At 40.4% G+C, this 12,275-nt stretch carries 14 protein-coding genes and 1 riboswitch; of the genes, 7 read left to right on the top strand and 7 right to left on the bottom strand.

Annotated elements, in window-relative coordinates:
• Positions 1–24 precede the first annotated feature (24 nt).
• A complete protein-coding gene (locus MM817_RS06320; RefSeq protein WP_241712738.1) occupies positions 25–876 on the bottom strand; it encodes an SDR family oxidoreductase in 852 nt (283 codons plus the stop codon).
• Positions 877–1,053: 177 nt separating this feature from the next.
• Here MM817_RS06320 and MM817_RS06315 point away from each other — a divergent pair, with 177 nt between their 5' ends.
• Together MM817_RS06315 and MM817_RS06310 are read left to right on the top strand one after the other, a co-directional pair.
• Entirely contained in the window at positions 1,054–2,508 is a 1,455-nt protein-coding gene (locus MM817_RS06315) for an NAD-dependent succinate-semialdehyde dehydrogenase (RefSeq protein WP_241712736.1), read from the top strand.
• Between the two features lie 159 nt (positions 2,509–2,667).
• Entirely contained in the window at positions 2,668–2,955 is a 288-nt protein-coding gene (locus tag MM817_RS06310) for a hypothetical protein (protein ID WP_241712734.1), read from the top strand.
• Between the two features lie 71 nt (positions 2,956–3,026).
• Here the strand turns inward: MM817_RS06310 and MM817_RS06305 are convergent, their stop codons facing one another.
• A complete protein-coding gene (locus MM817_RS06305; protein WP_241712732.1) occupies positions 3,027–3,437 on the bottom strand; it encodes a hypothetical protein in 411 nt (136 codons plus the stop codon).
• Positions 3,438–3,616: 179 nt separating this feature from the next.
• On the opposite strand from MM817_RS06305, the gene MM817_RS06300 reads away from it, so the two are divergent.
• On the top strand, positions 3,617–3,862 hold the full coding sequence (locus tag MM817_RS06300) for a hypothetical protein (RefSeq protein WP_241712730.1): 246 nt from the start codon (positions 3,617–3,619) through the stop codon (positions 3,860–3,862).
• Positions 3,852–4,121 carry a spore coat protein gene (locus tag MM817_RS06295; RefSeq protein ID WP_241712727.1) on the top strand — a complete coding sequence of 90 codons (270 nt, stop codon included), beginning with the start codon at positions 3,852–3,854 and terminating at the stop codon, positions 4,119–4,121. Before MM817_RS06300 ends, MM817_RS06295 begins: the two co-directional genes overlap by 11 nt.
• A 72-nt stretch (positions 4,122–4,193) precedes the next feature.
• Here MM817_RS06295 and MM817_RS06290 read toward each other — a convergent pair whose 3' ends face one another.
• Positions 4,194–5,123 (bottom strand): C40 family peptidase, encoded by a 930-nt coding sequence (locus tag MM817_RS06290; RefSeq protein WP_241712726.1) that lies wholly within the window; start codon positions 5,121–5,123, stop codon positions 4,194–4,196.
• A gap of 9 nt (positions 5,124–5,132) precedes the next feature.
• Positions 5,133–5,274, bottom strand: a riboswitch (cyclic di-AMP (ydaO/yuaA leader).
• A gap of 92 nt (positions 5,275–5,366) precedes the next feature.
• On the bottom strand, positions 5,367–5,834 hold the full coding sequence (locus MM817_RS06285; RefSeq protein WP_241712724.1) for a hypothetical protein: 468 nt from the start codon (positions 5,832–5,834) through the stop codon (positions 5,367–5,369).
• 229 nt (positions 5,835–6,063) lie between these two features.
• Here MM817_RS06285 and MM817_RS06280 point away from each other — a divergent pair, with 229 nt between their 5' ends.
• A complete protein-coding gene (locus MM817_RS06280; protein ID WP_241712722.1) occupies positions 6,064–7,779 on the top strand; it encodes a methyl-accepting chemotaxis protein in 1,716 nt (571 codons plus the stop codon).
• 77 nt (positions 7,780–7,856) lie between these two features.
• On the opposite strand, the gene MM817_RS06275 is transcribed toward MM817_RS06280, so the two are convergent.
• Complete coding sequence (locus MM817_RS06275; RefSeq protein WP_241712720.1) at positions 7,857–8,429, bottom strand: NADPH-dependent FMN reductase; 573 nt, start codon at positions 8,427–8,429, stop codon at positions 7,857–7,859.
• 187 nt (positions 8,430–8,616) lie between these two features.
• Here MM817_RS06275 and MM817_RS06270 point away from each other — a divergent pair, with 187 nt between their 5' ends.
• Positions 8,617–8,919: a DUF4359 domain-containing protein gene (locus MM817_RS06270; protein WP_241712718.1), complete on the top strand. Its 303-nt coding sequence runs from the start codon at positions 8,617–8,619 to the stop codon at positions 8,917–8,919.
• Between the two features lie 135 nt (positions 8,920–9,054).
• On the opposite strand, the gene MM817_RS06265 is transcribed toward MM817_RS06270, so the two are convergent.
• Both MM817_RS06265 and MM817_RS06260 read right to left on the bottom strand, forming a co-directional pair.
• Positions 9,055–9,393, bottom strand: coding sequence for a DsrE family protein (locus MM817_RS06265; RefSeq protein WP_241712716.1), 339 nt, complete (start codon positions 9,391–9,393; stop codon positions 9,055–9,057).
• A 79-nt stretch (positions 9,394–9,472) separates the two neighbouring features.
• The gene (locus MM817_RS06260) at positions 9,473–9,880 is read right to left on the bottom strand and encodes a hypothetical protein (RefSeq protein ID WP_241712714.1); all 408 of its coding nucleotides are present in this window, start codon (positions 9,878–9,880) and stop codon (positions 9,473–9,475) included.
• Positions 9,881–10,041: 161 nt separating this feature from the next.
• On the opposite strand from MM817_RS06260, the gene pepF reads away from it, so the two are divergent.
• The gene (pepF, locus tag MM817_RS06255) at positions 10,042–11,841 is read left to right on the top strand and encodes an oligoendopeptidase F (RefSeq protein ID WP_241712713.1); all 1,800 of its coding nucleotides are present in this window, start codon (positions 10,042–10,044) and stop codon (positions 11,839–11,841) included.
• Positions 11,842–12,275 lie beyond the last annotated feature (434 nt).

Genomic DNA, 12,275 nt, shown 5'->3' with positions numbered 1-12,275 from the left:
CACGGTATACTTAGCAAACAATGTCTATTTGGAGCGCATTTTTGCGCTTAATTGATCCCAGTCCTCGTTGGTTAGATCGGCTAATTCGTTAAATTCACCCGCTCCTTGAAGCCACTCACCGCCATCGATAGTCACAACTTCACCGTTGATGTAAGCAGCTTCATCAGATACTAAAAACGCTGCAAGGTTTGCTAATTCACTTTTATTACCTGCTCTATGTAAGGGTACTCTGTTTAAGAGGCGTTCACCCATTTCTTCGGATGGAACTAATCTTGACCACGCGCCTTCAGTAGGGAACATGCCTGGAGCGATAGCGACTTGACGAATGCCGTACTTTGCCCATTCCACAGCAAGTGATCGAGTCAGTGTTAAAACGCCCGCTTTAGCTGCCGCCGAAGGGACTACAAATCCCGAACCAGCACCAGATGCGGCATAGGTTGTTACGATATTGAGCATGGTCCCGCTCTTTTTTTCCTCAATCCAGCGTTTGCCCAGTTCAAGAGTCATATAAAATGTGCCATGCAATACAATATTAAGCACAGAATCGACAGCTCGAGAGGATAGACGCTCTGTTGGACTAATGAAATTTCCTGCCGCATTATTTACAAGTATATCTACCTTACCATAGTGTGCGTAGATCGCATCAAATAATTCAGTCACTTGACTAGGATCTCTTACATCGCATGGATGGTAAAAAACTTCGCCTCCATTTTGCGTCATTTCCTGTGCAGCTGTTTGTAAGACATCTTTTCTCCTACTAGCAATAGCAAGCTTTGCCCCTAATTCTAAATAGCGTTCTCCAATAGCGCGACCTAATCCTGTACCACCACCTGTTATTACAATTACTTTGTCCCGTAATAAATCACTGCGAAACATGGATACCAATCCCCTCATAAGTTAGAAACTCTACATTCTATTATACATGGGTAAGCTATAAGGTATCAGGCAATACAGATATTAGCTGTAGAAATTCGATTAAATATATAGTTATCGTGTATCGCTACAACAGTTGTATTAGAATAAATAGAAGTAAGAAAGAAAGAGGCGAGTGAGATGACCGTTACATTAGGGGATTACCCATTATTTATTGGAGGTAATTGGAGTTCTGGAATATCAGATAAACGATTTGACATTGTCAATCCAGCCACTGAAGAAGTGGTTGCCACAGTACCCAATGCGGTACCAGAAGATATGCACATGGCTATAGAAGCAGCGGTGATTGCTCAATCAGAGTGGGGTAACAGTGTGGCATCGTACCGTTCACAGATTTTAGCACGTGCTGCACATCTGATGCGTGAGCGAGTAGAAAAATTGGCAGAGGTTATGACCCTTGAAGAGGGGAAGCCACTTGCTGATGCGCGCGGTGAAGTGCTATATGCGGCCTCATTTTTAGAATGGTTTGGGGAAGAAGCAAAGCGCATATATGGCGATATGATTCCAGCAAATACGCCAGAAAAACGCATAGTAGTTATCAAACGACCCGTAGGCGTAACAGCTGCGATTACCCCATGGAATTTCCCGGCAGCCATGATTACGCGCAAAGTAGGACCGGCACTTGCTGCAGGATGTACGATGATTATTAAGCCGTCAGAATTAACTCCATTATCAGCCCTTGAGATTGCGAAAATTTTCGAGGAAGCTGGGTTACCTAAGGGAGTCTTATCAGTCGTTGTAGGAAATGATGCGTCAGCTCTTGCTAAAGTCGTGATGGATGATATGCGCGTACGCAAAATATCATTTACAGGATCAACTGAAGTTGGGAAGATCCTGATGCGACAAGCTGCAGATACGATGAAACGAGTATCATTGGAACTAGGGGGCCATGCGCCATTTATTGTGTTTGACGATGCAAATATCGATGATGCAGTAGAGCAGGCCATTATTTGTAAAATGCGTGGTATGGGAGAAACGTGTGTCTCAGCTAACCGTTTCTATGTGCAACAAGGTATTGTGGAAGCGTTTACGGACAAATTGGCAACACGGATGGGACAAATGCGTGTGGGTAATGGACTAGATGCAGGCATTTCAGTAGGTCCTTTAATCGAACCTGCTGCAGTTGATAAAGTGGATCGACATGTACAAGATGCAGTTGATCAAGGGGCAACACTTATTAGTGGAGGTAAACGACATAGTGAACAACGCGGATATTTTTACGAACCAACCGTTTTAGCGAATGTCACAGAATCTATGCTCGTGATGAATGAAGAAACATTTGGCCCAGTTGCAGCTATTACTCCATTTACGGATGAAGATGAAGTCATAGAGCGCGCTAACCATTCACCGTTTGGACTTGCCGCCTACTATTTTACACGTGACATAGGACGTGTATTTCGCTTAGCAGAACGTTTGGAGTACGGTATTATCGGTGTAAATGATGGAATGCCATCGACTGCACAAGCACCCTTTGGTGGTGTAAAGCTATCTGGGATTGGACGCGAGGGAAGTAAGTATGGATTAGAGGAGTATCTCGATATTAAATATATCTCATTGGGAGGTATTCTTAAATAACAACGAATGCATGCATGGTATGACGGATGATACATACAATTCCAGCCACGTCTAATTCCAAAGCCTAGGGGATACTTGCCGCTTTCCAAAGCGGGTAAAGATGCATTTACATATCTCAGGTAAACTTTTCGATCGATGTGAAAAGGAGGAGGAAAATGTATGCATCCGCTATATCGTCATGCCACTACACTTGTTGGTCAACCAATTTACGTACACAGTAATGGACGTGTGCATTATGGTGTACTGCATTCAGTGACTTCCGAAGGCGTGTATCTTCGCCCCATGAACCGTACTGGAACAGCTAGTGCAACAAAGGATGATCGTTTGAATGTTCAACAACTGGCACTCACAGAAACAGAAAACATGGATATTGAACAAGTCTTTTGGCCATTATTCTTTTTGCCGTGGTTAGCTATTGGAGCACTTGGTGCTTGGGCATGGTGGTAATCCACTACCTGTATCAACAAGGTAGAAGACGGGATGATATCCCTTCTTCTACCTCACAATCTTTACATAAACTACGGAACCATAGTTTTTGAATCTTGTGTCTCAGTATTGAGAATGTTTGTTACTTGAGATGTCTGCCAATTCTTAAGTTGTTCTTTTACTTCCTGCAATTCTGATCTAAAATCTTTCCAGCCCTGCAAATCTTGATGTATTGATGTTAAACGTTCTGTTGCTTCGTTAAACCGTTCGACATTTTCCCTGACGTAACGAATAATTTGAATTTTCTCTTGAGGGGTCACTGATCTTAAAGTGAATGGTTCTGGATCATTTGGTATAAGTGCCTGTGTTTTTTCGATTTTGCTATATAATTTACGTAAAGCAGCCCGTAATTGTCTCATATCTTCCTGTGTTTGGTCATAATTCCTCGTCATTAATTCCTCTAGGTGCGTGTTTTGTGAAGAAGATCCATTCGATGGTTGCATGTGTTAAACTCTCCCTTTTTTCAAGATATCTCATCATACTCAGTAAAATCTATTTGGTCTCCTGTCTTGGTAAAAAATGATGGTTTCGCCCAATTTGCATACTCATGCGCATTTTTTTATGAAGTGCATAGGCTATAGTCGTGTGAACATATGTACTTTTGAACAAAGGGGATAGAAAATTGAGTTACCGTATAAGTGTTCACGAGGCCTTGATGGTTCATGAATTGCTGTTGGAAACAAGCGTTGGACTATGGAAATGCCATCAAGCTATTCATGAGGTCCATGACCAAGAACTAAAGGAGTTAATCGAAGCCCATGTGGTAGATGCTAAAGAGGGAATGTGGAATCTCGTTACACTATTGCAACGTCGCCCTTTACTCCTGCCAAGTGACTATATTTATAAGGGGTCTGAGTATGGAAAATAAAGAAATCATTACACGAATGATAGTGTTAGACCTACTCCTTACAACCAAATTAGCCATGCAAAACAGTGCATCTGCCTTGATGGAGGCTGCCACACCAGAGGTGCGAGAAGTATTTTCTAACCAGTTTCAAACTGCTGCAGATTTTCATGCTATGTTGGCTGATTTGGCAGCACAACGAGGATGGTATGACGCATACGATATGGAAACACAAATGAGACATGATGCGCGCTTAGCCCAGTGGGTATATCAAATGAGTTGACAAGAAAGGTGTCGTCTAAAGAGCAATGTACTCTTTAGACGACACCTTGTGTTTATCAAGTATTATAAGAAACTAAAACATTTGATGAACAGCTACTAAATGATGACTCCAGAAACCATGATCAATTGATAAATAACCAACTTTACCTAGCCCGCCGCCTTCTTCGATCATCTCACCATGTCCAATATAGATGCCAACATGAGCTGATCCAGATGGGTTCGTCGTATCGGAGAAAAATAATTCATCGCCAGGTTGCATTTGTGAAATAGGTATATTCCATCCAATGCGCTCAAATTGCACTTTAGAGGAGCTAGAAAAATCATACCCTAACGCTTCATGAAAAACATATTGCACAAAATTTGAACAGTCAAATCCGTATTGCCCTCTGTCTTCATTGTGTCCCCAAATATAAGGAGTACCCAACTTGCTTGTTGCAATCTGTTCCACAGCTTGTAATTTTGCAGCATAACTTGCAGTAAGAGGTACCAACGGTTGGATGTTCGGATCAATTGTTACGCCAGGTGGAAGAATACTACCTGAAGAATCATTGTGTTGCGTATACCCAGTAGCTTGCTGTGTACTACTGCTGTTAACAGGAACGCTTTGAGTCACCGTAGCTGTACTAGTTACTGAATGTGTTTGTGACTGACCACCATTCGATGAAGGGATGCTGGAAGTTGAAAATTGTGAAACATAATAATGATCAGCTGTAATATAACCAATGGTTCCATCAGGAAGTTGTACATGTAGCCAGTAACGAGTAGCACTTAACACTTGAAGGTTTGTCCCAACTTGAACTAACTGAATCTCATTATACGTTCCTAAGTGTGGAGAAGTTTTAAGGTACGCGGCGTGTACAACGACAGCCTGCGATGATGACTCTGTTGCCATCGTAGAGGCGAATGCAAGCGGGAAACTAGACATAAATGGAAATGCTATCGTGCTCATTAAAATACCTGATCCAATTAATGTAGTGAGTGTTTTTTTAGTCGTTAGTTGCATGTTTTGATGGCCTCCTTTGTAGTAGCCTCCGAGGTTAATTGTCGGGTTAGGGAACAAAGGATCGGCCCATCTCATGGATTCACCCCGAGTCTGCTGTACAGACAATACGACTCCCCCGTACTTCTTTGCGAAGATTCGGCACGAGTAGGTTAACATGAGAGATGGATAAACACATTGCAAAATATATAGAATGAGAGGAATAATACGGTTAATAATGTCTGATTACAATAGCAGATGAATTTATTATGTATCTGAAACTTGCTCAGTATGTTTTTGCGTAACTTCTTTTTTGACAGTGCGGGTGGTTTCTAAAAACATTGGATTCGCATCTTCATTTAGCCCGCCATAACGCGTCCAAAGAAGTCGTACAATAAGGATCAGGCAAAATGCTCCGACTTCTATAGCAAGATGTTCATCATTCATTGAAAGTAATATTTTTCGTGCAAGTACAGTTAAGATGACATCCATAAGGCGATTTGGAGATAAGGTGCGAATTAGATCTAAAATTTCATAGACAAGTAACAAAGAGAAGATATCTTCTGTCATTTTTCTGTAATTTGTTAAAAATAATTCTGGATGAAATAAAAATTCACCCCACTGCGCAGCAAACCCAATCACGCCCATGACGAGGGTAAAAAGTATTAAAGCGACGATGGCCCAACGAATAAATAATAGCATATGACGGCCTAATGCAAAGATGCGACGATCCATGGAATCCCTCCTGAATGATTTCATTAAAAGTATTCCATAAAAAGGACAATATAAAACAAAAAAGATGATATAGAAAATAATCATTTATAAGTGTACGTCACTAGCATTAGGTGATCCTCTTGTTATATAATTTGGTAAAGATATTTTTGACAAATTACTAACATCTTATGATGATTATAGTTTTGAATGTATATATTGAAACAATCTTAAAAATAGTTGGAGGTTTATTTTGAAAACATTAACAGTTGCTCAAAAACTCATTATGGTATGGATTCTCATGGCATTATCCGTACTGATCGTTAACTTAATTACATTTTCAATGAGTCAACAGGAAAAGACGCATGTTGCTCAATTAAAAAATGAAAAAATGGAGTTGCTTGATTTATCCAATAATGCATTTATCGGTTTTTTAAATATGGATGACCAATCGAATATGCTTGTAGGATTAGAAGGTACTTCACTTTCAAAGTCACTATATTCTCAAACACTGCAACAAGTATTACAAGGTGAAGCACAACTTAACCAATCCTTACAAGCAATGAAAACACTTCCATTCCTCTCTCCTAAGGAGCGTGCTATGGTACAGCAAGCTTCTCTCGCAGCACAGGGATATGAGAGTTATTGGAATATTGTTGATAAAAATAATGAAACAAATCATGCGCTTGCAGCGACAACAATGTATGTAACAAATAGTAACGTTTCTAATGAAGTGACTTCAGATTTGCAAAATATTAGTTCTTTAGCACAAACAAGTATTCAGGCATTTTTTAAAGCCACAAATTCAGAAGCAAACACGCTTTCATTCGTTTCTTTATGTACGCTAATACTTGTGATTATCGGGAGTGCAGGTAGTTTGTTGTACATCCGATATCTGGTTCGCCCCATTGCATACTTGTCTAATGAAGCTAACTTAATGGCAAAAGGTAATTTTGCCAAACGCACTTTGCCATATAAGCGTAAAGACGATTTAGGAATGCTTGCAGATCACCTCTACGTTATGGCAAGTGAAATGCGAAGAATGATTATAGGAATCCAAGAAACAGCGATGCAATTGACTGCTGCTTCAGAAGAATTTACAGCAAGTGCCCAAGAAACTGCACATGCAGTAGAACAATCTACCCTATATGTGCAACAAGTAGCAAAAGGGGCATATGAGCAGCAAGAAAAGGCGGAATCCGCATCAAGTCAGGCTTTAACTATGACGAAGGAAATGGCTAAAATGACGGATTTCACCAAACATTTGAGAGAGCAATCACTTTTACATGTATCTAAAGCCAATGATGGTCAAGCGAATGCAGATATTGCTACAGAACAAATGCGTACAGTACGTGATGATGTAGCGGGTATTGCTCAAACCATGCGCCAACTAGAAGATGATGCAAGAACGATTACTAGTACTATGGAAGTTATTCAGGATATTGCCGCACAAACTAATCTGCTTGCATTAAATGCAGCGATCGAGGCTGCAAGAGCAGGAGATGCCGGACGAGGGTTTTCAGTTGTAGCAGAAGAAGTGCGTAAGCTTGCAGATCAATCACGAGTAGCGGCGCAATCAATCACGTTACTTGTACTCGCAGTCAATGATCGCATTATGCAAACAACTGCTGCCGTGCACAGTGCAGATGAGCAGGTCAAAGTGTGTGCAAGCTCTGTGGAAGAGTCTAGTGATTCTTTTCATTCGTTTGCATCTGAGGCAACGATTCGAGCACAAGATGCAAATGATGGCAGTTTAAGAGCCAATTTGTTACAACAAGCTTCTGAAGAATCGGCTACTGTTGTAGATGAGATTGCATATATTGCAAGACAAACTTCAACTGCTGTTGCACAAATTGCGGCAAATGCTGAAGAACAATTGGCTACTATGGAAGAAGTTACATCAAGTGCAGTAGCCTTAAGTCGATTAGCGGAACACTTACAGGGGATGATTGAAGAGTTTGTGGTGTAGCATGTAAACATTAGCCACAATGATTATAGGGCAATGCGTGATTAATCACGCATTGCCCTATAATCCATGAGTACACGTTATATCTTTGAGTGATTGAGTTGGTTCGTCCATTGAATGAGGTTATCCATGAGTTGCTTAAGAAAATCTCGCGCTACATCATCTGTAAGTTTGCCGTCTTCAGAAAATTTTTGAGCTGCAAAGGAGATGAGAACTTCTGGTCGTGATACTGGACGCATATCGAGAGCATGTATTATATCACGTAAATGAACCTGTGCTTTAGATGTCCCATAAGCACCAAGAGTAGCGCCAGTAATGGCTACTGGTTTACGAGCTAATGGAGACCCAAATGTAGAGCGTGACAACCATTCTAAAGAATTTTTAAGTGCAGCTGAAATAGTGAAATTGTACTCTGGAGTTACAAAAATAAAGGCATCGGCAGACTTAGCAAGTGTAACTAAGGCTTCTATGGAAGCTGGCAGCTCATTTTCTAAGTCTTGGTTATAAAGAGGCAGATTTGAGATATCTGCTGTGGTATACTTGACATTAGATGGTAGTAATTCACTGGCAGCAGTCAGCAGTTTCGTATTATAAGAGTTTTTTCTCAAGCTCCCCGAAATACCTACTATGTGTAATTGCTTTGATTCACTCATTAAAAGTATCCTCCTAAAACTAATGAAATATTAGTCACTTATTTAATTATACAATAGTAAATGCATCGCCGCAAATTACGATCGAATGGAAAGGACATTGTAATTCCTTAGACTGATGTTGCGGTTATAGAGTCAAGGGCGGTTATCCTTTAAAGAAAGGGCTGGGAAAGAGATGAGATCAACTTGGTTGAGTATACTTGTGATTGTCATTGTAGGATTAGGCGCAATGATTACTAATCCACCAGAAAATAAATATACAACTTGGCTTGTGACTCAAGAAGCTCAACGTGAGCATTCTCAACTTGGAAAAGGACTGATCCATTTAGTCGGTAATTTTGTGGCCACGCAAAGTACGACAGAAGAAAATTATGCAGTTTGTACCATATACACTACTGCTATATTTGGTCAAAAGATTGTTGTATTAGGTGCTTTTGATTCTTTTATTCCACTTCATTTGCCATCTTCGACTGACTCAAATGGTAGTGAGTGATGAGTAATGTAAGAGACATCATCATTCTTTTAAAGTTCCAAGGATGATGATGTCTCTAAGTAAAATGATGCATGAGTATGTGCGTGTGAGGCGGTTTATGTTATGACAAGATCATGCGGATATCAAATGATAGGTCTAATACCCTATAATTTGATATCCTGATTCTGCTAAACGAATAAGCGCTTCACCAGCTTGTTCTCCATGCAGTCCGGCTGCAGATACTGCAGTTTCTACCTCATATTGTTGTGCATTAAATGGACAAAATCCCCCATGAACTTTTGCTTCTTGTAACATAGCGAGGGCTCCTTTAACGCGTTCACTTTCACTTCCCACTAATTTGACACCGGGACCAAAAAAGTATACTTCTACATCTTGTCCACGATTTTGTTTTAAACGGCTGGCAAGAATAATACCAGAAAGTGCTTTCTCTTCAAGTTCTGGTCCTGCCGTAATCCAGAAGGCTAACTTTGCCATATGATACAGCTCCTTTTTGAAAATGATCATTGGAAGACATGTGCCATGAGATAGTATATCACAATTCCTTACAATGGAGTTAAGAGTGAGTGTCTGACGCTTTTTTATCGATCTTAGCAAGAGTCCAAATCATTCGCAAAACAAAAACGACTACAAATACCCACATATACTCGGATAACGTAGGATTTCCAGGGGATAAAAGCAATTTACGTGCAAAAATCGTCAGCAGTAGGTCAAGTAAACGTATGGGTGATAAGTATCTTAATAAATCTAAGACTTCATATAATAATAGCAGAGAAAATAAATCGTCAACAATCGCATAAAAGTCAGTAAATAAAATACCAGGATGTAAAATGAGCATAGACCAACGAATAAGAAAATCAACAAGTCCTATGATAATGAGAAGTACGATTATTATGACAATAGATGGTCTAATAAGATGAACAAGCATTTTCGATCGTTCGATCCATATTCTCAATTCGCTCATCACACCAACTCCTTATCGGTGTAGTATAACACAACAAAAAATAATCTAGTGTTACAATTCTGCAATTGATCATTTCATCGTGTTTGAATTGTGTTAAGATAAATATGTAATCTATTCGAAATTCGAAAGATTTAAAAGGCTTTTAAAAAGGAGAATGATAGATGCAAGAACGATTGCGACGTAAAGATGTACCAGAAGAACTCACTTGGAATGTAGCAGCACTTTTTCCTTCTGTAGTTGAGTTTGAAAAAGAAATTACCGATCTTGAAAAAGATGTAGCTACAGTCACTCAATTCAAAGGAAGGTTACACGAAGGTAGCGCAAATCTTTTGGCTGCGTTTCTAGCAAAGGAAGCTCTGAGTATGCGCTTAGTTAGAGTGTACACTTATGCAAGTTTAAAATCTTCTGAGGATGGAACAAACTCAGAAAATCAGTCTGCCTCAAGTAAAGTAGCCGGCCTAATGGCTCATGTGAATGCTATGCTTTCTTTTTTTGAAGCAGAACTTCTTGCCCTGCCAAGTGGAACACTAGAACACTTTCTAAAGGAGGAACCGCAACTAGCTGATTTCCAAAAGTATATCACTGAACTTTTGGATTCTAAGGCACATCAGTTGTCGGCAGAAACTGAAGAAGCACTAGCTTCATTAGGAGAAGTACATAACGCACCATATATGATTTATCAACGAAGTAAGTCGTCAGACATGCAATTTCAACCTGTTAAAAACAGTCTAGGTCAAGTGGAGCCAGTATCGTTTGCGCTTTTTGAAGATCATTATGAACAGTCACCGGATCACACGCTTCGGCGCGCTGCTTTTACGTCATTTACGCATACGTTAGACCAATATAAAAACACGTTTGCTGCTACCTATGCAACAGAAGTCAAAAAGCAAATTGCACTTTCTCGCATGCGCAAATATGAATCAGTCACGGACATGCTATTGGAACCTCAGCAAGTTAGTACAGACATGTATCATCATTTACTGGATATTATTCAAACTGAATTAGCACCTCATATGCAAAGATTCATCAAATTGCGGCAACGTGTACTAAAGCTTGATCAGATGTTGTACTGCGATCTAAAGGCTCCCTTGGATCCGGAATTTACTCCTTCAATGACATTCAAAGAAGCTTCGGAACTTATTGTAGACGCTTTACGTGTTCTAGGGCCAGAATACACTGATATTATAAAAACGGCACTTAGTGAACGTTGGGTAGATCTTGCTGATAATATTGGGAAATCTACAGGGGCTTTTTGTTCTAGTCCCTATGGAGTGCATCCTTTTATTCTCATTACATGGACGGATACAATGCGTAGTGCATTTGTATTAGCTCATGAATTAGGTCATGCTGGTCACTTTAGTCTTGCAAACCGCTATCAACGAATGGTGAATACAAGGCCATCCATGTATTTTGTTGAAGCACCGTCAACAATGAATGAAATGCTACTTGGACAACATATTTTAGCTAAATCAGAGGACAAACGCATGCGAAGATGGGTGATATCCCAACTTTTAGGAACGTATTACCATAATTATGTGACGCATTTACTGGAAGCTGAATTGCAGCGTCGAGTCTACGCTATGGTAGAGAGTGGCCAGGCACTCACAGCGAAGGTATTAAGTGAGCAAATGGGTGAGGTACTCTCGAAATTTTGGGGAGATACAGTACAAATTGACGATGGTGCACGTCTCACCTGGATGCGTCAACCGCATTACTATATGGGTCTTTATCCATATACGTATTCTGCTGGCCTGACGCTGTCAACTCTTGTTTCACAATTAATACAGCAAGAAGGAAAGACGGCAGTTGATCGGTGGATACAGGTTCTTAAAGCGGGTGGTACGATGAAACCACTAGATTTGATGCGATTAGCAGGCGTCGATATGTCACAACCGGAACCCATCCGTCAAGCGGTTGCTTATGTTGGCAGGTTGGTGGACGAGTTAGAGGCAAGTTTTTAATCTAGGACACGTAGTATGTACAAAGGGCGGTATAGAAACCGCCCGCTCTGCTTTATGCACCGTAACCTGCACCGTACGTGGGTACAAATAAGAAAAATAGTACGAAGATAATAAGAAACACGATGGCCCAGGTGGTATATCCTCCAAAAGCGCCCATGGTTCATTCCTCCTAGTATGTGTGTATATGATTTGCTGCGGCATACTGATGTTTGCACGTTGTATCGCGCCGCATTGTGCACTATACGTTGGCAAAGGACCATCCGCCAAGGCTAATGACGGGGGATTGGGCCTAATTTTAGAAATAGCGGAGACCAGCTATCTAATGTCAAGCACTTAATTGAGTTCTAAGAACAATGAAGGGAAGTGATTTTGGACGCATCTATATAAGCCTGCCATAGACAGACATATTTTTAATTTTCAGTATAAAATGCTGT

This window comes from Sulfoacidibacillus ferrooxidans (assembly GCF_022606465.1).
Classification (GTDB): domain Bacteria; phylum Bacillota; class Bacilli; order Alicyclobacillales; family SLC66; genus Sulfoacidibacillus; species Sulfoacidibacillus ferrooxidans.
Note: the sequence above shows the minus strand (reverse complement) of the source record. Positions and strands in the feature narration are given on the sequence as shown.

Bases quoted from the DNA above. Each gene is read 5' to 3' on its own strand.
- MM817_RS06320 (WP_241712738.1), bottom strand. From the start codon at position 876: ATGTTTCGCAGTGATTTATTACGGGACAAAGTAATTGTAATAACAGGT.
- MM817_RS06315 (WP_241712736.1), top strand. From the start codon at position 1,054: ATGACCGTTACATTAGGGGATTACCCATTATTTATTGGAGGTAATTGG.
- MM817_RS06310 (WP_241712734.1), top strand. From the start codon at position 2,668: ATGCATCCGCTATATCGTCATGCCACTACACTTGTTGGTCAACCAATT.
- MM817_RS06305 (WP_241712732.1), bottom strand. From the start codon at position 3,437: ATGCAACCATCGAATGGATCTTCTTCACAAAACACGCACCTAGAGGAA.
- MM817_RS06295 (WP_241712727.1), top strand. From the start codon at position 3,852: ATGGAAAATAAAGAAATCATTACACGAATGATAGTGTTAGACCTACTC.
- MM817_RS06290 (WP_241712726.1), bottom strand. From the start codon at position 5,123: ATGCAACTAACGACTAAAAAAACACTCACTACATTAATTGGATCAGGT.
- MM817_RS06285 (WP_241712724.1), bottom strand. From the start codon at position 5,834: ATGGATCGTCGCATCTTTGCATTAGGCCGTCATATGCTATTATTTATT.
- MM817_RS06275 (WP_241712720.1), bottom strand. From the start codon at position 8,429: ATGAGTGAATCAAAGCAATTACACATAGTAGGTATTTCGGGGAGCTTG.
- MM817_RS06265 (WP_241712716.1), bottom strand. From the start codon at position 9,393: ATGGCAAAGTTAGCCTTCTGGATTACGGCAGGACCAGAACTTGAAGAG.
- MM817_RS06260 (WP_241712714.1), bottom strand. From the start codon at position 9,880: ATGAGCGAATTGAGAATATGGATCGAACGATCGAAAATGCTTGTTCAT.
- pepF (WP_241712713.1), top strand. From the start codon at position 10,042: ATGCAAGAACGATTGCGACGTAAAGATGTACCAGAAGAACTCACTTGG.